The 22,218-nt window shown below is 65.6% G+C and carries 21 protein-coding genes; 14 read left to right on the top strand and 7 right to left on the bottom strand.

The annotated features are described in order from the left end of the window. The first annotated feature begins 17 nt into the window (after positions 1-17). The 6 genes from G7079_RS01340 (at position 18) to G7079_RS01315 (ending at position 6,038) form a co-directional block, all read left to right on the top strand. Positions 18-335 (top strand): LysM peptidoglycan-binding domain-containing protein, encoded by a 318-nt coding sequence (locus tag G7079_RS01340; RefSeq protein WP_166054828.1) that lies wholly within the window; start codon positions 18-20, stop codon positions 333-335. A 46-nt stretch (positions 336-381) separates the two neighbouring features. Then, positions 382-876 (top strand): hypothetical protein, encoded by a 495-nt coding sequence (locus tag G7079_RS01335; RefSeq protein WP_166054826.1) that lies wholly within the window; start codon positions 382-384, stop codon positions 874-876. A 139-nt stretch (positions 877-1,015) separates the two neighbouring features. Further along, positions 1,016-3,238, top strand: a complete 2,223-nt coding sequence (locus G7079_RS01330; RefSeq protein ID WP_166054824.1) for an NADP-dependent isocitrate dehydrogenase — start codon at positions 1,016-1,018, stop codon at positions 3,236-3,238. 116 nt (positions 3,239-3,354) lie between these two features. Further along, the gene (locus tag G7079_RS01325; protein WP_166054822.1) at positions 3,355-4,212 is read left to right on the top strand and encodes a class I SAM-dependent methyltransferase; all 858 of its coding nucleotides are present in this window, start codon (positions 3,355-3,357) and stop codon (positions 4,210-4,212) included. A gap of 15 nt (positions 4,213-4,227) precedes the next feature. After that, positions 4,228-4,767 carry a pseudouridine synthase gene (locus tag G7079_RS01320; protein ID WP_166054820.1) on the top strand — a complete coding sequence of 180 codons (540 nt, stop codon included), beginning with the start codon at positions 4,228-4,230 and terminating at the stop codon, positions 4,765-4,767. Positions 4,768-4,913: 146 nt separating this feature from the next. Further along, positions 4,914-6,038 (top strand): hybrid sensor histidine kinase/response regulator, encoded by a 1,125-nt coding sequence (locus G7079_RS01315; protein WP_166054818.1) that lies wholly within the window; start codon positions 4,914-4,916, stop codon positions 6,036-6,038. A gap of 23 nt (positions 6,039-6,061) precedes the next feature. Here G7079_RS01315 and G7079_RS01310 read toward each other — a convergent pair whose 3' ends face one another. Further along, positions 6,062-6,409: a hypothetical protein gene (locus tag G7079_RS01310; protein ID WP_166054816.1), complete on the bottom strand. Its 348-nt coding sequence runs from the start codon at positions 6,407-6,409 to the stop codon at positions 6,062-6,064. A gap of 99 nt (positions 6,410-6,508) precedes the next feature. After that, entirely contained in the window at positions 6,509-8,998 is a 2,490-nt protein-coding gene (gene hrpB / locus G7079_RS01305) for an ATP-dependent helicase HrpB (protein ID WP_166054814.1), read from the bottom strand. A gap of 79 nt (positions 8,999-9,077) precedes the next feature. Between hrpB and G7079_RS01300 the strand changes: the two genes are divergently transcribed. Beyond that, positions 9,078-9,866 (top strand): TatD family hydrolase, encoded by a 789-nt coding sequence (locus tag G7079_RS01300; protein ID WP_166054812.1) that lies wholly within the window; start codon positions 9,078-9,080, stop codon positions 9,864-9,866. 801 nt (positions 9,867-10,667) lie between these two features. On the opposite strand, the gene G7079_RS01295 is transcribed toward G7079_RS01300, so the two are convergent. Together G7079_RS01295 and G7079_RS01290 are read right to left on the bottom strand one after the other, a co-directional pair. Beyond that, a complete protein-coding gene (locus G7079_RS01295; protein WP_166054810.1) occupies positions 10,668-11,453 on the bottom strand; it encodes an ABC transporter permease in 786 nt (261 codons plus the stop codon). Continuing rightward, the gene (locus tag G7079_RS01290; RefSeq protein ID WP_166054808.1) at positions 11,450-12,406 is read right to left on the bottom strand and encodes an ABC transporter ATP-binding protein; all 957 of its coding nucleotides are present in this window, start codon (positions 12,404-12,406) and stop codon (positions 11,450-11,452) included. The genes G7079_RS01295 and G7079_RS01290 overlap by 4 nt, the downstream gene beginning before the upstream one ends. Before the next feature lie 126 nt (positions 12,407-12,532). Here G7079_RS01290 and G7079_RS01285 point away from each other — a divergent pair, with 126 nt between their 5' ends. The 7 genes from G7079_RS01285 (at position 12,533) to G7079_RS01255 (ending at position 17,954) form a co-directional block, all read left to right on the top strand. Beyond that, positions 12,533-13,297 carry a ferredoxin--NADP reductase gene (locus G7079_RS01285; protein WP_255453179.1) on the top strand — a complete coding sequence of 255 codons (765 nt, stop codon included), beginning with the start codon at positions 12,533-12,535 and terminating at the stop codon, positions 13,295-13,297. 86 nt (positions 13,298-13,383) lie between these two features. Beyond that, positions 13,384-13,557: a hypothetical protein gene (locus G7079_RS01280; protein WP_166054806.1), complete on the top strand. Its 174-nt coding sequence runs from the start codon at positions 13,384-13,386 to the stop codon at positions 13,555-13,557. A gap of 3 nt (positions 13,558-13,560) precedes the next feature. Beyond that, a complete protein-coding gene (locus G7079_RS01275; protein WP_166054804.1) occupies positions 13,561-14,157 on the top strand; it encodes a hypothetical protein in 597 nt (198 codons plus the stop codon). Beyond that, entirely contained in the window at positions 14,154-14,351 is a 198-nt protein-coding gene (locus G7079_RS01270) for a helix-turn-helix transcriptional regulator (RefSeq protein WP_166054802.1), read from the top strand. Before G7079_RS01275 ends, G7079_RS01270 begins: the two co-directional genes overlap by 4 nt. A 73-nt stretch (positions 14,352-14,424) precedes the next feature. Next, entirely contained in the window at positions 14,425-15,966 is a 1,542-nt protein-coding gene (locus G7079_RS01265; protein WP_166054800.1) for an alpha/beta fold hydrolase, read from the top strand. A gap of 42 nt (positions 15,967-16,008) precedes the next feature. Continuing rightward, positions 16,009-16,764 (top strand): ATP-binding cassette domain-containing protein, encoded by a 756-nt coding sequence (locus G7079_RS01260; protein WP_166054797.1) that lies wholly within the window; start codon positions 16,009-16,011, stop codon positions 16,762-16,764. Further along, complete coding sequence (locus G7079_RS01255; RefSeq protein ID WP_166054795.1) at positions 16,761-17,954, top strand: ABC transporter permease; 1,194 nt, start codon at positions 16,761-16,763, stop codon at positions 17,952-17,954. The genes G7079_RS01260 and G7079_RS01255 overlap by 4 nt, the downstream gene beginning before the upstream one ends. 69 nt (positions 17,955-18,023) lie before the next feature. Here the strand turns inward: G7079_RS01255 and G7079_RS01250 are convergent, their stop codons facing one another. The 3 genes from G7079_RS01250 to yidC form a co-directional block, all read right to left on the bottom strand. Then, positions 18,024-19,076: an energy transducer TonB gene (locus tag G7079_RS01250; protein WP_240906210.1), complete on the bottom strand. Its 1,053-nt coding sequence runs from the start codon at positions 19,074-19,076 to the stop codon at positions 18,024-18,026. Positions 19,077-19,162: 86 nt separating this feature from the next. Continuing rightward, positions 19,163-20,503: a tRNA uridine-5-carboxymethylaminomethyl(34) synthesis GTPase MnmE gene (gene mnmE / locus G7079_RS01245; RefSeq protein WP_166054794.1), complete on the bottom strand. Its 1,341-nt coding sequence runs from the start codon at positions 20,501-20,503 to the stop codon at positions 19,163-19,165. A gap of 64 nt (positions 20,504-20,567) precedes the next feature. Then, entirely contained in the window at positions 20,568-22,214 is a 1,647-nt protein-coding gene (yidC, locus tag G7079_RS01240; protein ID WP_166054792.1) for a membrane protein insertase YidC, read from the bottom strand. Positions 22,215-22,218 lie beyond the last annotated feature (4 nt).

The following is a 22,218-nucleotide window of genomic DNA, read 5'->3' as shown; positions in this document are numbered from 1 at the left end:
CTTTCACGAGACCTGCAATGAGCCAGAACGGCAAACCCGATTTCTCCAACGTGACCGGCAGCGTGACCTCGACCGAAGCCGACGCACCCGCCAAGCCTGACTTCAGCAATGTCACCGGCAGCGTGCAATCCACCGAACAGATCAACGAGGGCGGTGGCGGCGGCACCGGCGAACAGTCCTATACCGTGGTGAGCGGCGACAATCTTTCCAAGATCGCCAAGCACTTCTACGGCAAGCCCGACTGGAAGCCAATCTTCGACGCCAACCGCGACCAGCTGGACAATCCGGACAAGATCTTCCCGGGCCAGGTTCTCAAGATCCCGGCGCACGACTGACGTTTCGCCCCTTCGATCCCGCCACCACCAACCTCAAGGATTTCCCATGAAGCTCAACCGTCTCCACATGGCCATGCTGGCCGCAGTGCTGGGCAGTGCCGCGCTGGTCGGCTGCAAGAAGAAGGAAGAACCGGTGCCGCCGCCCGCCGTGGAAACCGCTCCGGCTCCGGCCCCGACGCCTGCGCCGATGGCGGCGACCGCCATGGTCAACAGCGTCGACCTGGGCAATGCCGTGGGTGCCGACATGCGCGTCTCCGCGCCAATGACCACCTTCTCGCCGAAGGACGCGAACATCTACGCCGCCGTATCGACCGGCACCAGCGACCCGGCCGCCTCGGTCACCGGCAAGCTGGGCGCGAAGTGGACCCACGTGGACAGCAACCAGACCGTGCACGAAGAGAGCAAGGACATGACCTTCGCCGGCGACGGCGTGACCGACTTCCAGATCAGCAAGCCGGATGGCTGGCCGACCGGCAAGTACAAGGTCGAGGTCTCGCTGGACGGCGCCGTGGTACAGACCCGCGAGTTCGAAGTGAAGTAAGCGCGCCGGCATCGCCGTCCGCAACGAAGGGCCCGGTGCAAACCGGGCCCTTTGTTTTTCCCCCGCCGTACCGCGCCGTTTTGCCCGCGCCCGCCGCGCGCGCGACAATGGTCGTCTTTAGTCCGCGACCGAGCCTGCCATGTCCAAGATCCTCTACACGTTGACCGACGAAGCACCGTTCCTGGCCACCGCGTCCTTCCTGCCGATCGTGCAGGCCTACGCGAAGACCGCCGGCGTCGACGTCGAGACCCGCGACATCTCGCTGGCCGCGCGCATCGTGGCGCAGTTCAACGACCTGCTGCCGGAAGACCAGCGCAACAGCAACGACCTGCGCGAACTGGGCGAACTGGCGAAGACGCCGGACGCCAACATCATCAAGCTGCCCAATATCAGCGCCTCGGTGCCGCAGCTGAAGGCGGCGATCGTCGAACTGCAGGGCAAGGGTTACAAGCTGCCCGATTACCCGGACGAACCGCAGGGCGAGCGCGAGAAGGACATCAAGGCACGCTACGCCAAGGCGATGGGCAGCGCGGTCAACCCGGTGTTGCGCGAAGGCAATTCCGACCGCCGCGCACCGAAGGCGGTGAAGGCCTACGCACGCAAGCATCCGCACCGGATGGGCAAGTGGGATGCCGCGTCGAAATCGCATGTCGCGCACATGGAAGCCGGTGATTTCTACGGCAGCGAACAGTCCTACACCATGGTCAACCCGGGCAGCCTGCGCATCGAATACACCAGCGTGACCGGCAGCAGCTTCCCGCTGCGCGCGCCGGTCAAGGTGCAGGCCGGCGAAGTGATCGATGCCTCGGTGATGGACGTGGCGGCGTTGGCAAGCTTCGTCGATGCGCAGATCGAGGATGCGAAGGCGCGCGACGTGCTGTTCTCGCTGCACCTGAAGGCGACCATGATGAAGGTCAGCGACCCGATCATCTTCGGCATCGTGACCAGCCGCTTCTACGCGCCGGTGCTGGAGAAGCATCCGCGCACGATGGCGGAAATCGGTTTCGACCCCAACAACGGCATCGGCGACCTGTTCGCCAAGATCGGCCAGCTGCCGGAGGCGCAGCGGCTCGGCATCGAGGCCGACATCGCCGCGCTGTATGCGCAGCGCCCGGGCCTGGCGATGGTCAATTCCGACAAGGGCATCACCAACCTGCACGTGCCGAGCGACGTGATCGTGGATGCGTCGATGCCGGCGATGATCCGCGACAGCGGCAAGATGTGGAACGCGGCCGGCGAACTGCAGGACACCAAGGCGGTGATCCCGGACCGCAACTACGCCGGCATCTACCAGGCGGTACTCGACGACTGCCGCGAACACGGCGCCTTCGACCCGGCGACGATGGGCAGCGTGCCCAACGTGGGCCTGATGGCGCAGGCGGCCGAGGAATACGGCAGCCACGACAAGACCTTCAAGATCAGCGGCGACGGCACCGTACGCGTCATCGACGAACACGGCACCGTGCTGCTGCAGCATCCGGTGAAGGCCGGCGACATCTGGCGCATGTGCCAGACCAAGGATGCGCCGATCCGCGACTGGGTGAAACTCGCGGTGACCCGCGCGCGCCTGTCGAACACGCCTGTCGTGTTCTGGCTGGATCCGCGCCGCGACCACGATCGCGGCCTGACCGCCAAGGTCGCCGCCTACCTCAACGAACACGATACCGCCGGCCTCGACATCAGCATCATGAGTCCGATCCGCGCGATGCGGCACACGCTGAAGCGCACCCGCGAGGGCCTGGACACCATCGCCGCCACCGGCAACGTGTTGCGCGACTACCTCACCGACCTGTTCCCGATCATGGAACTGGGCACCAGCGCGAAGATGCTCTCCATCGTCCCGCTGATGAACGGCGGCGGCCTGTTCGAAACCGGTGCCGGCGGCAGCGCGCCCAAGCACGTGCAGCAGTTCGTGGCCGAGGATTACCTGCGCTGGGATTCGCTGGGCGAATTCCTGGCATTGGGCGCATCGTTCGAACACCTGGCCAACACCACCGGCAACGCGCGTGCGCAGGTGCTGGCAGATGCGCTGGATGCGGCGAATGCCGAGTTCCTCGACATGGACCGCTCGCCGGGCCGCAAGCTGGGCACCATCGACAACCGCGGCAGCCACTTCTACATCGCGCTGTACTGGGCGCAGGCACTGGCCGAACAGACGCAGGATGCGGAACTCGCTGCACTGTTCGCCCCGCTGGCGAAAACGCTGACGGAGAACGAAGCGAAGATCGTCGAGGAGTTGATCGCGGTGCAGGGCAAGCCGGTGGATATTGCCGGTTATTACCAGCCGGACATGGGCAAGTTGTCGGCAGCGATGCGTCCCAGCGCAACCTTCAATGCCGCGCTGGATGCGCTCGTAGCCTGACACCTGCGCACATCGCGAAACCCACGAAGCCCGGCGCACTGCCGGGCTTCGTGTTTTCACGATCATCGCAGACAGCGGCGCGTTACCCTAGCCGGACACGCATCCTGGAGCCTGCCATGACGATTCGCCTGCTCGCCGCCGCCTGCCTTGTCGCTGCCGCGAGCGCCTGCACGACCACCGCTGGCAGCAGCGCCGACAACGCACCGCAAGCCACTTCGCCGGTCCCGCCGTTGCGCGCGAATGCCGCGCTCGCCGCCAGCATCGCCGGCGACTGGCGCGATTCGAAGAACGTGGCGCGCGACGCCTACCGACACCCTGCCGAAACGCTGACCTTCTTCGGCGTGAAGCCCACCGACACCGTCATCGAGATCAGCCCCAGCGGTGGTTGGTATGCCGAAATCCTGGCGCCCTACCTGGGCGCCGACGGGCGCTATGTCGCCGCAACTTCCGCAGCTGCTGCTGATAGCGGCGGCGGTCGACGCAACGCTGCGCTGCAGGCCAAGTTCGCGGCCGATCCCGCCCGCTATGGCAAGGTCCAGTGGCTGGAATACGACGGCAAGCTGCCGGTGCTGGGCGCCGCCGGCAGTGCCGATGCGGTACTCACCTTCCGCAACGTGCACAACTGGGTCGCCGCGGAGACGGCCGATGCCTACTTCAAGGCCTTCTTCGATGTACTGAAGCCGGGCGGCACGCTGGGCGTGGTCGACCATCGCGCCAAGCCGGGCACCGACCTGGACGCGATGAAGAAGAGCGGCTACCTGACCGGCGACCTGGTGGTCGAACTCGCGCAACGCGCCGGCTTCCAGCTGGTCGCCAGCAGCGAGGTCAATGCCAATCCGAAGGACGATACGAATCATCCGAACGGCGTGTGGACGCTGCCGCCAACCAATCGCCACGACGCGGCGGACGACGCCAAGTATCAGGCAATCGGCGAAAGCGACCGCATGACGTTGCGCTTCCGCAAGCCCACCTGAGCCACGCGCCACGCCATGCTGATCGCCTTCAACAAGCCCTATGGCGTGCTTTGCCAATTCACCGACCGCAGCCCGCCGCCGCGACGCACGCTGGCGGAATTCGGCCTGCCGCCCGACGTGTATCCGGCGGGCCGACTGGATTTCGATTCCGAAGGCCTGCTGCTGCTCACCGATGACGGCGCACTGGCGCATCGGCTGACCGATCCGAAGCACAAGCAGGCGAAAACCTATTGGGCGCAGGTGGAAGGCGATCCCGATGCGGCCGCGCTCGACGCGCTGCGAAACGGCGTGGTGCTGAACGATGGGCCCACCCTGCCGGCGCAGGCAAAGCGCATCGATGCGCCAACGCTGTGGCCACGCGATCCGCCGGTACGGTTTCGCAAGACGGTGCCCGACGCCTGGATCGAACTAAGCATCCGCGAGGGCCGCAACCGCCAGGTGCGGCGAATGACCGCCACCGTGGGCCTGCCGACCTTGCGGCTGGTGCGCGTCGCGATTGCCAACTACCGAATGGAAGCACTGATGCCCGGCGAATGGCGAATCGTGAACAGCTAACGGTGTTTTCTGAACGCGCCAGCTGAACGCTTCAGCTGGTAGGCCTTTTCCTACCCGAAAAAAGGGCGAAATCCGGTTGTTCGCGGCGCACGATCCACGCCACACTGCAGGGCGTGTTCATGCATCGGCGCCGGGGAACGCCATCCATGTCCTCATCGGGTACGAGCAATCCCACTGCCGCCGGCAAGATCCTGGTCGTCGACGACCAATCCGCGAACGTCAAGGTGGTCGGCATCCTGCTCGGCCGCAACGGCTACGAAGTGATCCCCGCCGCCAGCGGGCCGGAAGCGCTGCTCGCGATCCAGACGCAAACGCCCGACCTGATCCTGCTGGACATGATGATGCCGGGCATGGACGGCTTCGAGCTGCTCGCCGCCTTGCGCGCGGAACCGCAACTGCGCGACGTGCCTGCCGTGTTCCTGACCGCCGCGCACGACCGCGAGCTACTGTTGCGCGCCTTCGAATCCGGCGCAGTGGATTACGTCACCAAGCCATTCATGCCGGAGGAACTGCTAGCCCGGGTTGGTGCGCATATCGGCCTCAAACAGGCCCGCGACCGGCTCGAACGGGTCGCACGCGAACGCCAGGAGCTGGTGAACCTGGTCGCCCACGATCTCAAGAACCCGCTGACCAGCGTCTTGTTCGCCAGCGAAATGCTGCAGCAACCCGGCTGCAAGCCGGAACGCGCGCCGCGTTACCTGCAGATCATCCGCGAGAGCGCGCAGGACGCAGTGGGCTACATCCGCACTTATCTGGAAAGCCAGGCCAGCGCACTGGATTCGGCGAAGGCGCAGACTTCCGCCACGCAATCCGCCTGCCTGCGTGACACCGTCGACTGGCTGGTCGAACGCTATGAACTGCAGCTGGAAGCCAACGGCATGCGGCTGTCGCTACGCGTGCCGAACCCGGTCGGACAGGTGGCGATCGAATCCCTGGTGCTGCGCCAGGTCGCCGAAAACCTGGTCACCAACGCGATGAAATACGCAGTGGCCGGCGGCGAACTGGAATTGGTCGTGCGCGCGTCTTCGCCTGGTTACTGGCAATTGCTGGCACAGGATCGCGGCCCCGGCATTCCTGCCGCGAAGCAACGCGAATTGTTCAAGCCGTTCCAGCGATTGAGCGAACACGATCCTGCAGGCGGGCTGTCGAGCGGCCTTGGCCTGTCGTTGGCGCGGCAGATCGTGGCCGACGCCGGCGGTCAACTCTGGTACGAGGATCGCGAAGGCGGCGGCGCCTGTTTCATCCTTGAGTTGCCGCAGGCGGCAGGGTAACGCCGCGCGGCGGTATGTCGCGGTCAACCGTTGGCTGCTGCCGTCCGCTTGCGTGTCGCCCGCGGCTTGGCGGCGGCAGGCTTGGCGTCGATCCGGGTCGCGCGGCCTTCGATCGGTCCGTTTTCCGCCTGCTTGGCGCGCTGACGCGCCGCAAGCCACAACAGGCCGGCACCGGCCACCGCCACGGTGGCCAGCACCGGATTGCGGCGCACGAATTTCGTTGCCACCTTGCTGCCGGTGCGCAGCGCACCCAGCGCGGCGCCAGTTTCCACCCATTGCATCGCCTTGTCCGGCACCGCCTTGCGGATACCGTCGCCAAGTTCGCCGATCAGTTCCAGCGCACGATCCTGCGCGTTGCCGAGCTTGCTCATGGGGTACCCTCGATGGACGGAAACGATGCCGGCAGTCTCCGCAGCCCTGCGTTCACGAGGCGTGATCGTCCGCCTTGATCATTCAGCCCGCGGCGGGCTTCATGTCCCGCGCGGCTTCGCACGATGCGTCGCCGTCGCATTCCACGGATCGTCCGGCCACGGATGCCGCGGATAACGACCCTTCATTTCCTTCTTCACTTCCGGATAGGTGCGCTCCCAGAAACCACGCAGATCCTGTGTCACCTGCAGCGGCCGGCCCGCAGGCGACAACAGATGGATGGTCAACGCGATGCGGCCATCGGCCACGCGCGGGGTCTCCGCCAGGCCGAACAATTCCTGCAGCTTCACTGCCAGCACCGGCGATGCCGCTTCACCATGATCATCCATCAGGTATTCGATGCGGCGTTCCATGCCCGACGGCACTGCCAATCGCGTCGGCGCCAGCTGGTCGATGCGCTGGCGCAGGTTCCAGTCCACACCGGATTTCAGCACTTCCGCCAGCTCGATTTCGTCCAGCGCCTCCAGCCGGGTCTTGCCGACGAAGGCGGGCTTCAGCCAATCGTCCAGCGAGACCAGCAACGCTGCATCGGACAACTCGGGCAGTTCCAGTTCCGGCATCCATGCACGCAGACATTGCACGCGCACGCGCCATTGCGACAGCGCTTCGCCCCACGGCAACGCGGACAAGCCGAGTTCGTGCACCGCATCGGTCAATGCCTGAGCCGCTAGCGTTGGGTCAACGCGTCCGGCCGATTTGCTGGACAGCACGATGCCGTCGAAACGCTCGATGCGTTCACTGACAAGCGCGCGTTTGTGCGTATCCCAACGCACCTCATCGCCTTCGCGGAAATGCGCGGTGAAGGCTGTCCGCAGATATGCCTCGTCGACCGGCGCGGCACGCAACAACAAGGCGTCCTTCGCCTCGAAGCGCAGCTCGCTGGCGACGATCCACGGTTCGCCGTACAGCGCGGAATCATCGAACAACTTCGCCATGCGCCCGTTCGCCAACGCGTAGCGCTTCGCGTCCTGCGGATGCTGTTTCGCGATGCGATCCGGGAAGGCATGCGCAAGCAGGTCGCCCAGCGCATATGCGGGCGCGTTGGCAGGCGGCGCTGCGTCGCAGCGCAGGCGTCGTCGCCATTGCTTCGATGCCGCATCGATCGCCGCCAACGCCGAACGATTGGCATCGACACCGACGCGGCCGTTGCGAAACGCCGCCAACGCCTGCCACCGTTCGGCCAGCGCATCGCTGCGCGAGCGAAGCGGGTCTCGCGCTTCGACCAGTGCCGCCAGATCACAAGCCAGCGCAATGCGTTGCGGATCGTTCGAGGCCAGCAACATCGCCGCCAAACGCGGATGCGTGCCCAACGCCAGCATGCGCCGGCCGCGTGCGGTGATCGCATGCTTCGCATCCAGCGCATCCAGCCGCTGTAGCAAGTCGCGCGCCGCAGACATCGCGCCGACTGGCAGTGGATCGACGAAACGCAAGGCATCGCTGCCCCATGCGGCCAATTCCAGTGCAAGCGACGCCAATTCCACCTGTGCGATTTCTGGCCGCCGCTGCGGCTCCAATCGCTGCGACTGCGGCCATAACCGATATGCGATGCCTTCCGCCACGCGGCCGGCGCGGCCTGCACGTTGATCGGCAGAGGCTTGCGAGATCGTCACCACGTCCAATCGCGCGAAGCCGCTGTTCGGATCGAAGCGCGGCTCGCGCGCCTGTCCGCTATCGATCACCACGCGAACACCCGGCAGGGTCACGCTGGATTCGGCGACGTTCGTCGCGAGCACCACGCGGCGGCGGCCATCGCTTGCGGGTTGCAGCACCCGGCTTTGTTGTTCGATCGGCAGTTCGCCGTGCAACGCGAGCACGTCGGCATCGATGTTCGCATTCGCCAACGCGGCATCCACGCGCGCTATCTCGCGCTGCCCGGGCAGGAACACCAGCAGATCGCCCGGGTGCGTGGCCAGCGCATGTTCGATCGCGCGTTTCGTTTGATGCTCGACGGCTTCCTCGCGGCGCGCCGGGAAATGCGCGACCTCCACCGGATAGCTGCGACCGGCGCTGCTCAAGCGCGGTGCATCGAGGAAGCTGGCCAATCTTTCGCCATCCAGCGTGGCCGACATCACCACGATGCGCAGGTCCTCGCGCAATCCGGCCTGTACGTCCAATGCCAAGGCAAGGCCAAGATCGCCAGCCAGGTGGCGTTCGTGGAATTCATCGAACAGCAGCGCACCGACGCCTTCCAGCAGCGGATCGTCCTGCAGCATGCGGGTGAGGATGCCTTCGGTGACGACCTCGATCCGCGTGTTTGGGCCGATCTTGTTCTCGAAGCGGATGCGGTAGCCCACGGTCTGGCCAACCACTTCGCCCAACTGCTTCGCCATGAACCCGGCGGCGGCGCGCGCGGCCACGCGACGCGGTTCCAGCATCACGATCTTGCGACCGCCCAGCCAATCGGCATCCAGCAGGGCCAGCGGCACCTGGGTGGTCTTGCCGGCACCGGGCGGCGCTTCCAGCACCAGGCGCGGATGCGTGGCCAGCGAGGCGCGAATTTCCGGCAGCAGGTTGGTGATTGGGAAATGCATGTGCGCATTGTAGAAGCGCAAGGCCACGGGTCCGGCGATGGTGGCCGGGCAAGCGATCAAGCCCGCTAAAATCCCGCCCATGCAACTCATCGACATCGGCGCCAACCTCACCCACGACAGCTTCGACCATGACCGCGACGCCGTGCTGCAACGCGCCCGCGACGCCGGCGTGGCGCGGATGATCATCACCGGCGCCTCGCGCGAGCATTCGCCGAAAGCATTGGCGTTGGCGCAGAAGCACCCAGGCGAATTATTCGCCACCGCCGGCGTGCACCCGCACCACGCGGTCGAGTACACCGAGGAATGCGATGCCGAAATGCGCGCGCTGCATGCGCACCCGGAAGTCGTGGCGGTGGGCGAATGCGGGCTGGATTATTTCCGCGATTTCTCGCCGCGCCCGGCACAGCGCAAGGCCTTCGAGCGCCAGCTGCAGATCGCCGCCGAGAACGGCAAGCCGCTATTCCTTCACCAGCGCGATGCCCATGCCGATTTCATGGCGATGATGAAGAACTTCGACGGCAAGCTGGGCCCGGCGGTGGTGCACTGCTTCACTGGCACCCGCGAGGAACTATTCGATTACCTCGACCAGGATTGGCATATCGGCATCACCGGCTGGCTATGCGACGAACGCCGCGGCCTGCACCTGCGCGAATTGGTGAAGCACATCCCGGCCAACCGGCTGATGATCGAAACCGACGCGCCCTACCTGCTGCCGCGCACGGTCAAGCCGCAACCCAGCCATCGGCGCAACGAGCCGATGTACCTGGCGCACATCGTGGAAGAACTGGCGCGCGACCGCGACGAGGATGTGACCGCTACTGCGGCCGCCACCACCGCGACCGCGCAAGCGTTCTTCCGTTTACCCTGATCCTGCCGGCACCCATGAAAAAGCCCGGCAGTTAGCCGGGCTTTTTGCATGCAGCGCGCGCAGTTATTGTATTGCGCTGCTGCCGTCGGCTCGGTTTCCGCGATCAGGATACTGCCGCTATTGGTGTCAGCAAACACCTTGAACCAGACCGCACGGTCGGCGTGGCGGATCACATAGGTGCTGACTTCCTGCTCGCTGCTGCGATAACCGCCGGCACCCGCGTAGAACTCGCTGCCAAAATTCTCCGGCATGTCCTTTTCATGGATCGCCTCCGGGATGCCGGAGGTGGTGAGCTTGGTCGCACCCAGCGCGGTCAGTGCCTGATCCGCGCGCTTGAGCACTTCGAAGCGCGAGAACGACTTTTCGCCGCTTGCTTTCAACGAACCCAGGAAAACCTTGCCTTCCACGAACTCCAATGCCTGGCCAGTCCAGAACGGCACGCGCGACAAGTCCAGGGTCTTGTCGTCCTGCCATTCATAGCCTGCAGGTGCAGCCAAGTACGGCCAGTCACCGAGCGGCTTGTCGGTCAGCGGGATGCTAGCGATATCGAATGGTTTGGCTTCGGCTGGCACGCCGGGCGGCGGCGGCAACGATGCCGATTCGGCAGGCGCGGGAGTCGTGGCGGCAGGTGCTTCGGCAACCGGCGCGACACTTGCCTCTTCCTGCTTCTTGCAGCCCATCAACAGGGCGCTTGCGACGCCCAACATCAACAAGGTTTTGCCAAGTTCCATGTGCACCAGCTCCATTTGTCGGGGGAGGCTGGAGTGTAGCGAATGCATTATCGCGGTTCGAATCTGCCGATCAGCTGCGCAAGCCAACGCCGCGCTTCAACAACCACAAGCCCAACCCACCCAACGCCACCACGAAACCCAACATCAGCGCATACGCGGTCCACATCGACACGTCGCTGACGCCCAGCAGGCCATAGCGGAACGCGTTCACCATGTAGAAGATCGGGTTGGCGTGCGTTGCGGCTTCCGCCCACGGCGGCAGCAGCTTCACCGAATAGAACACGCCACCCAAATACGTCAGCGGTGTGAGGATGAAGGTGGGGACGATGGCGACATCGTCGAACTTCTTCGCGTACACCGCGTTGATGAAGCCGGCCAGCGAGAAGATCACCGCGCCCAGCAGCACCGAGCTCACCATCACCAGCGGATGCGGCACGCGCACCTTGGTGAACAACATGGCGATGCACAGCACGATCGCGCCGACCATCACCCCGCGCAGCACCGCGCCGGCCACGTAGCCGGTCAGGATCACCCAGTTCGGCATCGGGCTGACCAGCAGTTCCTCGATGTGGCGGCCGAACTTGGCGCCGAAGAACGAACTGCTGATGTTGCCGTAGCTGTTCTGGATCACGCTCATCATCACCAGTCCGGGGACGATGAAGTCCATGTACTTGATCCCGTCCATCGTGCCCACGCGCGAGCCGATCAGGCCGCCGAAGATCAGGAAGTACAGGGTCATGGTGATCGCCGGCGGCATCAGGGTCTGGCCCCAGATGCGCAGGATGCGCATGACCTCTCGGCGGATGATCGTGCCGAGCGCGACCATGTTCTGCTGCATGGCGGTGGGCTGGCTCATGCGGCCTGCTCCTGCGCGGCGTGCGCGTCCTTGCTGGTCAGGCGCACGAACAATTCCTCCAACCGGTTGGACTTGGTACGCATCGAGCGCACGCGGATGCCGGCGGCATCGAACGCATCGAACACGCGGTTGAGGTCCATCGCACGCGGCATGTCCATGTCCAGGGTGTGGTCGTCGATCGCGAGCAGCGTAGTGCCTTCGATCTGCGGCAACTGCGCCGGCAGCTCGCCATCGATATCGAACAGGAAGCCTTCGACATCGAGTTTCGCCAGCAGCGATTTCATCGGCCCCTGCTCCACGATCCTGCCGCGGTCGATGATGGCCAGGTTGCGGCACAGGCTTTCCGCTTCCTCCAGGTAATGCGTGGTCAGGATGATCGTGGTGCCTTCCGCATTGATCTTCTTCAGCGTCTGCCACATACCGCGGCGGATCTCGATGTCCACGCCGGCGGTGGGCTCGTCCAGGATCAGCAGGCGCGGCCGGGTCATCATCGCGCGGGCGATCATCAGCCGCCGCTTCATGCCGCCGGACAGGGTACGGCTCATCTTGTCCGCCTTGTCCCACAGCAGCGCGTCCTTCAGCACTTCTTCCGCGCGCACCAGCGCCTGCGCGCGCGGGATGCCGTAGAACCCCGCGTAGTTCACGCAGATGTCCAGCGGCTTCTCGAACATGTTGAAGTTCAGTTCCTGCGGCACCAGCCCGATCTGCCGCATCGCCGCGTCGCGGTTCGCATCGATGTCGATGCCGAACACCTCGACCTTGCCGCTGCTCTTGTTGACCAGCGAACTGACGATGCCGATCAGGGTCGACTTGCCGGCGCCGTTCGGCCCCAGCAAGGCATAGAAATCGCCGGGGGCGACGTCCAGGCTCACGCCCTTCAGCGCTTCCACGCCATTGTCGTAGGTTTTGCGCAGGTCGCTGACACGCAGCGCAGGCGCCGGGGTTTCGCTCATGGATGGCTCCGCGGCCGCGCAGGCGCGACCAGGCTGGAAGTGCGGGGATTTCGCTGCGGTTAGTATAGGCGGCCGCGTGCGGGCGCTCCCGCCACGCTGTGTTGCATCCATCGAACAGGACCTCGCTTGGCCATTGTCCACTTCCCGCTGAAACTGGTCTCGCGCCGGATGGTCGCGCCCACCGTCGCGCACCTGTCGTTCCTGCGCGACGACGGACTGCCGCTGGACTACATCCCGGGCCAGTTCATCCAGGTGCACTTCGCCTATGCCGACGGCACGCCGGCCAAACGCAGCTATTCGCTGGCGACCATCCACGACCACGCGCTGGGCCCGGGCGAGGCCGTGGAGATCGCGGTCAGCTACGTCACCGGCGGCGCGGCGACGGCCTTGTTCGAAGGCTTGCCGGAAGGCGGCCAGGTCACCGCCAGCGGCCCGTATGGCCGCTTCTGCTTGATGCCGAACGACGCCAACCGGCGCTACCTGCTGATCGGCACCGGCACCGGCATCACCCCGTACCGGGCGATGCTGCCGCAACTCGCGCAACTGATGGAAACGCGCGCGGTCGAAATCGTGCTGCTGCAGGGTGCGCGCAATCCGGATGAACTGTTGTACGGCGACGAATTCCGCGCCTTCGCCGATGCGCACCCGGGCTTCCGCTACCTGCCCTGCCTGTCGCGCGAATTGCCGCCGGAGGGTTCGCTGCACGCGCATGCCGATGTGCGCCATGGCTACGTGCAGAACGCGCTGGCCGAGTTCGAACCAAACGCGGAAAGCGACATCGCCTACCTGTGCGGCAATCCGAACATGGTGGATGCCTGCTTCGAGGCCTTGAAGGACGCTGGCCTGCCGGTGCCGCAGATTCGCCGCGAGAAATACGTCAGCAACAAGTAGTCGCTGCTCCTTGTAAAGGACGCTTGACAAGCGATCCAAGGCGTCGGTATCGTTCCTGTCAAGCACCCTTGACAGAGGCGAACGCCATGCAAACCCAAGATCCCAAGAAGCTGAAAGGCGTCGGGCTGGCCTTCCTTGGCGTGGGCGTCGCATTCTCGGCGGTCGCCCTGGCCGCCGGGCAGACCGCGTTCATTGGCGTCTCCGCCGCGTTCATCGCGCTGGGCGTGGTCTTCCTCGGCAAGTCCCGGCAGGGTGGCTGAGCCATGACCCTGCGCCGCTGGATGTGGATCTTCGTCGCGATCGCATTGGGCTCGTTCGCCCTGGCCGGGGCCGGCCGTTGGTTGCTGCAATGGCCCGACGAAACCGTCGGCCTGTGGGTCGGCATTGGTGCCGGGTACCTGCTCGGTGCCGGCCTGTTCCTGCTGATGCCGCGCTGGTGGCGTCAGCATTGCGACGACATGTACGCGCAGCCGGCCGGTCGCCGCTACATCCGTGCGCTGTGGCCAATCATGATCGGCTATTCGCTGACCCTGTTCGCCTCGATCTGGTTCATCAAGCGCGGCGTCGAATCGGTGCCGTTGCGTGCCCTGTTGGCGGTGCTGCCGGTGATCCCGCTGGCGATGATGATGGGCGCGGCCTTGCGCTACCTGCGAGAGATCGACGAACTGCAGCGACGGATCGAAACCGAATCGATCGGCATCGCCAGCCTGCTGGTGTCCTTGCTGTATTTCGCTGGCGGGCTGCTGCAGAAGGCCGAAGTCATCGACATCGACGCCGGCGTGGCGATGATCTGGGTGTTCCCGCTACTGGCCGCCATCTACGGCATCGCCAAGATGCGCCTGACCAAGCGCTACCTGTGAACAACCGCCTGCGCGAATTGCGCGATGCGCGCGGCTGGTCGCAAGGCGAGCTGGCCGAACGGCTGGATGTGTCCCGGCAGACCATCAACGCGCTGGAAACCGGCAAGTACGACCCGTCGTTGCCGTTGGCGTTCCGCATCGCGCGGCTATTCCAGGGCCGCATCGAGGACATCTTCATGCCGGATGGCCCATGAACACGCTGACACAGCACGCCACCCTGTCCCGCCTTTTCCTTTCCACGAACCACCACGAGGGGCCCGCATCATGATGTCCCGCAAGACCCGCACCATCCTCGCCATTGCGATCGCCGCGGCATTCGTCGGCTTCAAGTACATGAAGCAGCACTCGGATCACGCCGATGCCGCCGCATCCGCTGCCGCGCCCGTGCCGGTCACCCCGGTCAAGCCGCTGCTGTTGGGCAAGATCGCCTTCAAACCCTGCAACCTGAGCAGCCCGATGGGCCGCGACAGCCTGGAGGCGCAATGCGCGACCTTCGCGGTGCCGGAAGATCGCGCCAAGCCCGATGGCCGCAAGATCGACCTCAACATCGCCTGGCTGGAAGCCACCAACCGCGGCGAGGTGATGCCCGACCCGGTGTTCTTCCTGGCCGGCGGCCCCGGCCAGGCGGCAGTGGAGACCTATCCGCTGATGGATCCGGTGTTCACCGAGGTGCGCAAGCGCCGCGCGGTGATCCTGGTCGACCAGCGCGGCACCGGCAAGTCCAACCTGCTCAATTGCGATGGCGCCGATGACGAAACCGCCCCCGACCTGTCGCCGGACGCGATCAAGGCCGAAGCAAGCAAGTGCGTCGAAGCGCTGTCGAAGAAGGCGGACCTGAGCCGTTACACCACCACCGATGCCATCGCCGATCTCGACGCGGTGCGCCAGGCCATCGGTGCGGCGCAGGTCAACCTGGTCGGCGTGAGTTACGGCACCCGCGTGGCCCAGCAGTACGCGATGCGCTATCCGCAATCGACCCGCAGCATCGTGCTGGATTCGGTGGTGCCCAACACGCTGGAGCTCGGCAACATTTTCGCGCGCAACCTGGACGACTCGCTGGCCCTGCAGTTCGGCCTATGCAGCAAGGATCCGGTGTGCAAGGCCAAGCTGGGCGACCCGCGCGCAGAGCTCGACGTACTGCTGACCCGCTTGCGCGCCAACCCGGTGACCGTGCAATACCGCGATGCCACCTCCGGCGAACCCAGCCAAGGCGTGTTGCGCGCAGAAACCGTGGCCGGCCTGGTGCGCATGTATGCCTACATGCCGCTGGCTAGCGGCCTGCTGCCCAAGCTGATCCACGAAGCCAACCAGGGCCACTACGAAGGCCTGATGGCGCTGACGCAGATGCTGACCGGCGACATGAAGGATTCCATGGCGATGGGCATGCAGATGTCGGTGGTGTGCAGCGAGGACGCCGAGAGCATGGTGGTGCGCGCGGAAGATGCCGGCACCGTGCTCGGCAACGTCATGCCGAAGACCATGGCGACGATGTGCGAAGTGTGGCCGAAGAGCGCGCCACCGGCCGATTTCCACAAGCCGCTGGCGACCAAGGTGCCGGCGCTGGTGCTGGAAGGCGAATTCGACCCGGTTACCCCGCCGCGCTACGGCGAGGAAGTCGTGAAAACCCTGCCGAACGGTCGCCTGTTCGTGCTCAAAGGCCAGGGCCACAGCGTGCTGCCCGCTGGCTGCATGCCCAAGCTGTTCGCCCAGTTCGTCGAGAAGGCCGATGCCAGGGCGCTGGACGGCAAGTGCCTGGACGCGCTGGGTTATGCCTACCCCTTCACCACGTTCAACGGCGCCGAGCCGTGAACCGCCTGTTCCTTGAACGGCACTCTTCCAAGGATTGATCCGATGATCGTCGCAGAACACCTCCGCAAGACCTTCCCCGGACGCGGGAAGGACAAGAACCGCGTGATCGCGGTGGACGACGTGGGCTTCACCGCCCAAGACGGCCAGATCACCGGCCTGCTGGGCCCCAACGGCGCCGGCAAGACCACCACCCTGCGCATGCTGTACACCCTGATGACACCGGAAACCGGCCGCGTACTGGTCGACGGCACCGATGTCGCCGCCGATCCCGAACGCGTGCGCCGCAACCTGGGCGTGCTGCCGGATGCACGCGGCGTGTACAAGCGCCTGACCGCGCGCGAGAACATCGCCTACTTCGGCCAGCTGCACGGCATGTCCGCCGACGCCATCGCGCAGCGCACCGCGAAGCTGGCGGAGGCGCTGCAGATGGAGGATTTCCTCGACCGTGCCACCGAGGGCTTCAGCCAGGGCCAGCGCACCAAGACCGCGATCGCCCGCGCGCTGATCCACGATCCGCGCAACGTGATCCTGGACGAACCCACCAACGGCCTGGACGTGATGACCACGCGCGGATTGCGCGGCTTCCTCAAGGACCTGCGCGCCGAAGGCCGCTGCGTGATCTTCTCCAGCCACATCATGCAAGAGGTCGCCGCGCTGTGCGACCGCATCGTGATCATTTCCCACGGCAAGGTCAGCGCCGAAGGCACCCCGGAGGAACTGCGCGCCGCCAGCGGCGAGAGCAACCTCGAGGACGCTTTCGTGAAATTGATCGGCAGCGACGAGGGCCTGCACGCATGAACAAGACGTCCTTCTTCGGCAGCATGTTGCAGGTCACCCGCAAGGAATGGCTGGACTTCTTCCGCGACCGCCGCACCTTCCTGCTCAGCCTGCTGGTCGCACCCCTGCTGTACCCGCTGATCTTCCTCGGCCTTGGCAAGTTGACCGAGATGCGCACCGAAACCCAGCTGGAAAAGAACCTGACGCTACCGGTGGTGGGCATGGAACGCGCGCCCAACCTGGTCGGTTTCCTGCGGACCTACGGCATCGACGCCAAGCCTGCGCCGAAGGACATCGAGGCCCGCGTACGGGCACAACAGGAAGACCTGGCACTGGTCATCGACGACCAATTCGCCGAGGACTGGCGGACCGGCAAGCCGGCCAAGGTCGACGTGGTGACCGATACCACCCGCCGCAACGCGGACGTGGCGGTGGCACGCGTCAACAAGGTGCTGGAACGCTACAGCCAGGGTGTTGGCGCACTGCGCCTGATGGTGCGCGGCATCAATCCCGCGATCGCCGCACCGCTGAACGTGGGCACGCGCGACATGGCCACGCCGGAAGCGAAGAAAAGTTCGTTCATGGCCGCATTGCTGCCGCTGATCCTGACCATCTTCGCCTTCATCGGCGGCGCACACCTCGCGATGGACACCACCGCCGGCGAACGCGAGCGGCAAACGCTGGAACCGCTGCTGGCCAACCCGGTCTCGCGCGCAGCGTTGGTAGGCGGCAAGATGCTGTCGGCGGTGTTGCTGGGTTTGCTGTCGATGCTGCTGATCCTGTTGTCGTTCAAGATCACCGCCACCTTCGCCAGCGGCATCGGCAGCCAGATGGACGTGAGCTTCATGGCGATGGGCAAGCTGCTGCTGACCCTGCTGCCGCTGGTGTTGATCGGCACCGCGTTGATCACCGCGCTCGCGGCCGGCGCCAAGAGCATGAAGGAAGCGCAGAGCCACATGATGTGGCTGATGATGCTGCCCATGCTGCCGCTGTACGCGTTGATGGCGTATCCGATCAAGGACACCGCGCTGTGGCAGTACGCGGTGCCGTTCCTGTCGCAGAACCAGCTGATCCAGAAGATCACCCGTGGCGAAGGTGCGTCGATGCAGCAGTGGGGGCTGTACCTGTTGGCCTCGTTCGCGCTGGCGGCTGTGCTGTGGGCCGTGGCGGTATGGCGCTACAAGCAGGAGAAGCTGGCGATCTCGTCCTGAGATCGTCGGCACGCAGGCAAGAAAAAGCCCGGCACAAGCCGGGCTTTTTCGTTTGCGATGCTGCAGCGCTTACTGCTGGAAGCTGATCGTGCGGCGGGTGGTGGTGGCCTCGCCCACCGGCTGGAAGCGCCAGCGCTTCACAGCCGCCAGGGCCTCGCGCTCGAACTCGCGCTGGAACTGGCGCGGGCCATCGCTGCTCACCGCACGGACGTTCCCCACGCTGCCGTCGGTGTTGACAGTGAACTCGACCTGGACGCTGCCGGCGGCACCGGCGCGCTGCGCGGCCTGCGGATAGCGTGGGCCCGGGTTGCTGATGGCGCGCAATTCGTTCGATGCCGCACGCGCCGGCGCGGCGGCCGGTTGTGCCGCGGCGGCCGCGGCGCGTTGACGTTCGGCTTCCGCGGCTGCTGCACGCTGACGCTCGGCTTCCGCCGCCGCCACGCGCTGGCGTTCGGCTTCTGCGGCGGCCGCCTGTTGTTGCGCCGCCGTGGGCGCTGCCGGCGTCTGTGCCGCAGCGGCGGCCTGCTGCTTCTGCTGTTCCTGCTGCTTGCGCTGGTCCTCTTCGCGCTTCTTGAGCAGCTCGGCCTGGCGCTTGGCTTCTTCCTCGGCGCTGAGCTTCTGGTTCGCCACGCGTGCGGCAACCGCGGTCTCGCTGCTTGCGATGCTTGTCTTCAGGCGCGACAAGGCCGGATGTTTGGCATCGGCTTTCTCGATCAGCGCGGCCAGGCGCTTGGCCTCGGCAAAATCCTCGCGGGCGATGCTCTGTTCCGTGGCAATGACCGTCATCGGCATCAAGTCGGTCAGCGCGCTGGAGGCGCTGGCGTCAGCCGGCTGCTTGTCGCGCAGGGCCAGGTAGTACTCCATCGCATTGTTGCCGGCGGGCGCATACAGGCGGTTTTCGCCGTAGGCCTTGGAGGCCTCGCTGCGCAGCTGATCCGGCGTCATCGCCGCGACCGTCGCCGACACCACCGATTCCGGCGTGGGTGCCGGCGCTTGTTGCACCGCGGTCGCCCCCGCATCGGCGGCCGCTTCTTCCTTCTTGCACGCGCCCAATGCGCAGGCCACCGCCACGGCGAGCGCCAACGGCGCGATGCCGCGGCGCATCTTGTTGATAGCTGACATGATCCAAATCCCCATTTGATGCAAACGCACCCGTCGATAGCACGCGACAGTAGCGCCCATTTGTCAAGCGCGGATACCGCCGCGCTCTATTTACCGATGCAGAAACTGCCGAAAATGTGACCGAGTAGACCGTCGGCGCTGAGCCGGCCGCCAATTTCACCCAGGGCTGAATGCGCCTGCGCCAACGCGTCCGCCGCCAGTTCCAGCCGCTCCAGCGTCAATTCCTGGGTTGCGCGTTGCAGCTGTTTGCCGGCCAGTACCAACGCCTCCACATGGCGTGCCCGCGCAGTGAATGCGCCCTCGCCCGCATCGCCGGCACCAGATAGCGCCAGCAGGCGGCGATGTAGTTCTTCCAGGCCTTGCCCGGTCTTTGCCGAAATCGCGATGCCGTCCGCATCGGCCACGTGGGGCGCCGATGCTAGCAGATCGACCTTGTTGTACAACCACAACACCCGTGGCGCCTCAGCGAGGCCTTCGGCCACCGCCGCGCGGCCGGCCTGCGGCTCGCGCGCATCCAGCACCGCCAACGCCAGGTCGGCACGCACCACTTCGGCATGCGCGCGACGGATGCCCTCGGCTTCGATCGCATCGCCGGCGGTGCGCAAGCCGGCGGTATCGACCAGGGTCAGCTCCACCCCATCGAGACGGATGGTTTCGCGCAGCAGGTCGCGGGTGGTGCCGGCGATGTCGGTGACGATGGCGCGCTCGCTGCCGGCCAGCGCGTTGAGCAATGAACTCTTGCCGGCATTGGGCGGGCCCAGCAGCACCACGTGCAGGCCGTCGCGCAGCTTGCGGCCACGTTCGGCCTCGCGCTGCAACTGCGACAACTGTTCGATGGCGGCATCGAGTTTGCGACGCAGTGCGGCGCCGCCCAGCGTGTCCAGCGACTCGTCGGCGAAATCGATGGCGGCTTCCACGTGGATGCGGATCGCCAGCACGCTGTCCATCAAGGCATCGACGCGTTGCGAGAACGCGCCATCCAGCGAACGCCGCGCCGCACGCGCCGCCTGCGCATCGGCGGCGGCGATCAGGTCGGCGATGGCTTCGGCCTGCACCAGGTCGAGTTTGCCGTTGAGGAAGGCGCGTTCGCTGAATTCGCCGGCACGCGCCTGCCGCGCACCCAACCCAATGCAGCGCGCGACCAGCTGCTGCAGCACGACCGGGCTGCCGTGCGCCTGCAGTTCGACCACGTCCTCGCCGGTGAAGCTCGCGGGCGCGGCGAAATACAGGACGATGCCGTCATCGATGGTCTCGCCGGCCGCATCGACGAAGCGCGCGTACTGCGCTATGCGCGGTTTCAGCGATTGTCCGATGACACTTTCGGCGATCGATTTCGCCTGCGGCCCGGACAGGCGCACGATGCCGACGCCGCCCGTTCCGGAGGCGGTGGCGATGGCGACGATGGTGTCGGTAACGGCCTCGCTCATGCGTGCATGATCTCAGATACACGAAGCCCGCCTTGCGGCGGGCTTCGTCAGGCTTGCGGGCGGATCACGCCTTGGCAGGCACTTCCGCGTAGCGTTTGGTGTTCCACCACTGCTGCAGCATGCCCAGCGTGCCGTTGGTCACCCAGTACAGCACCAGGCCGGCCGGGAAGAAGGCGAACATCACCGCCATCACCAGCGGCATCATCTGCATCATCTTCTTCTGCATCGGATCCATGCCGACCATCGGCGTCATCCGCTGGGTCAGGAACATGACCGCACCGTTGACGATGGGCAGAATGAAGAACGGATCCTGCGCGGTCAGGTCGTTCACCCAGCCCAGGATCCACGGCGCCTGGCGCAATTCCACTGCCTCCAGCAGCACGTAATACAGCGCCAGGAACACCGGCATCTGGATCAGGATCGGCAGGCAGCCGCCGGCCGGGTTGATCTTTTCCTTCTTGTACAGCTCCAGCATCGCCATCTGGAACTTCTGCTTGTCGTCGCCGTAGCGTTCCTTGAGCTGCTCGATGCGCGGCTGGAACTTGCGCATCTTCGCCATCGACTTGTATTGCGCGGCGGACAGCGGATACAGCGCCAGCTTGATCAGCACCACCAGCAGCACGATCGCCCAGCCCCAGTTGTGGGTGAACTTGTGCAGTTGGGTCAGCAGCCAGTGGATCGGTTGCGAGAGCACGGTGAAAAGACCGTAGTCCATCGCCCGCTCCAGCCCGGGCGCGACCTTCTCCAGCTGGTCGGCCAGCTTCGGGCCGACCCACAGGGTGGCATCGCTGCTGAAACGCTGACCCGGAGCCAGCGCGATCTGCGGGCCACGCGCCTCGATCGAGTGAACTGCGCCATTCACGCCCAGCGAGAACAGCGCGCCCTGGTCCTTCTGCGGCACCCAAGCGGTCAGGAAATAATGCTGCGACAGCGCGACCCAGCCGCCGGTGACCTGCTGGTCGAGCGGACCATCGTCGACGAAATTCGGGTACTTGCGCTTCTTGTACTTGTCTTCCGGGCTCCACCAGGCCGCGCCACTCAGGCTGAACGCTTCCGGATTGGTCATGCCGCGTTTTGCCACCGGCGGGTTGCGCAGCAGCTGGCGATAGACCAGACCAGACCACGGCGCACTGCCGGTATTGGCGAGTTCATCGCGCACATTGAGCGCATAGCTGCCGCGCGGCAGGCTGTAGGTGCGGCGAATCTGCAGGCCCTGTGCGGTCGTGGCGATGAAGCGTGCGCTCACCTCCTTCGCACCATCGGCAAGCACCGCCTCGTGCACACCATCCTCGGGCTGGAAGACCGGCTCGACACCACCGTTCAACGCCGTCCAGCCGCTGCGGGCGGCGAAGAAATGCATCGGGTCGGCATCGAACAGCACCACCGGCGGGCTGCCGGCCGCACGGGTCTGCGGATAGTGCAGCAGCTGCGCGCCGGTGACGCTGCGGCCATCCAGCTGCAGGCTCAGCAGATCGTTCTTCAGAGTGATGCTCGGTGCCGCCGCCGGCGTGGCGGAGAGCGCCGGCGCTGCGGCACCGCCCGGCACGCTTGCGGAGGGAACTGCGCCTGCAGCGTTCGCCGAGGGCACCGCGGACTGGGCCGTCGCCACCGCAGGTGCGGGCTGCGGCTGCTTCTCTTTGTTCCACTCCATCCACAACAGGGCCGCCACCATCAACCAGGCGAACAACAGGAAAGTACGGGTCTGGGTCATCGGA

The organism is Thermomonas sp. HDW16, assembly GCF_011302915.1.
In the GTDB taxonomy this organism is placed as follows: Bacteria; Pseudomonadota; Gammaproteobacteria; order Xanthomonadales; family Xanthomonadaceae; genus Thermomonas.
This window is presented reverse-complemented; position numbering and strand designations above follow the sequence as displayed.

Coding starts and splice junctions, on each gene's coding strand:
- G7079_RS01340 (WP_166054828.1), top strand. CDS start 18: ATGAGCCAGAACGGCAAACCCGATTTCTCCAACGTGACCGGCAGCGTG.
- G7079_RS01335 (WP_166054826.1), top strand. CDS start 382: ATGAAGCTCAACCGTCTCCACATGGCCATGCTGGCCGCAGTGCTGGGC.
- G7079_RS01330 (WP_166054824.1), top strand. CDS start 1,016: ATGTCCAAGATCCTCTACACGTTGACCGACGAAGCACCGTTCCTGGCC.
- G7079_RS01325 (WP_166054822.1), top strand. CDS start 3,355: ATGACGATTCGCCTGCTCGCCGCCGCCTGCCTTGTCGCTGCCGCGAGC.
- G7079_RS01320 (WP_166054820.1), top strand. CDS start 4,228: ATGCTGATCGCCTTCAACAAGCCCTATGGCGTGCTTTGCCAATTCACC.
- G7079_RS01315 (WP_166054818.1), top strand. CDS start 4,914: ATGTCCTCATCGGGTACGAGCAATCCCACTGCCGCCGGCAAGATCCTG.
- G7079_RS01310 (WP_166054816.1), bottom strand. CDS start 6,409: ATGAGCAAGCTCGGCAACGCGCAGGATCGTGCGCTGGAACTGATCGGC.
- hrpB (WP_166054814.1), bottom strand. CDS start 8,998: ATGCATTTCCCAATCACCAACCTGCTGCCGGAAATTCGCGCCTCGCTG.
- G7079_RS01300 (WP_166054812.1), top strand. CDS start 9,078: ATGCAACTCATCGACATCGGCGCCAACCTCACCCACGACAGCTTCGAC.
- G7079_RS01295 (WP_166054810.1), bottom strand. CDS start 11,453: ATGAGCCAGCCCACCGCCATGCAGCAGAACATGGTCGCGCTCGGCACG.
- G7079_RS01290 (WP_166054808.1), bottom strand. CDS start 12,406: ATGAGCGAAACCCCGGCGCCTGCGCTGCGTGTCAGCGACCTGCGCAAA.
- G7079_RS01280 (WP_166054806.1), top strand. CDS start 13,384: ATGCAAACCCAAGATCCCAAGAAGCTGAAAGGCGTCGGGCTGGCCTTC.
- G7079_RS01275 (WP_166054804.1), top strand. CDS start 13,561: ATGACCCTGCGCCGCTGGATGTGGATCTTCGTCGCGATCGCATTGGGC.
- G7079_RS01265 (WP_166054800.1), top strand. CDS start 14,425: ATGTCCCGCAAGACCCGCACCATCCTCGCCATTGCGATCGCCGCGGCA.
- G7079_RS01260 (WP_166054797.1), top strand. CDS start 16,009: ATGATCGTCGCAGAACACCTCCGCAAGACCTTCCCCGGACGCGGGAAG.
- G7079_RS01255 (WP_166054795.1), top strand. CDS start 16,761: ATGAACAAGACGTCCTTCTTCGGCAGCATGTTGCAGGTCACCCGCAAG.
- G7079_RS01250 (WP_240906210.1), bottom strand. CDS start 19,076: ATGTCAGCTATCAACAAGATGCGCCGCGGCATCGCGCCGTTGGCGCTC.
- mnmE (WP_166054794.1), bottom strand. CDS start 20,503: ATGAGCGAGGCCGTTACCGACACCATCGTCGCCATCGCCACCGCCTCC.
- yidC (WP_166054792.1), bottom strand. CDS start 22,214: ATGACCCAGACCCGTACTTTCCTGTTGTTCGCCTGGTTGATGGTGGCG.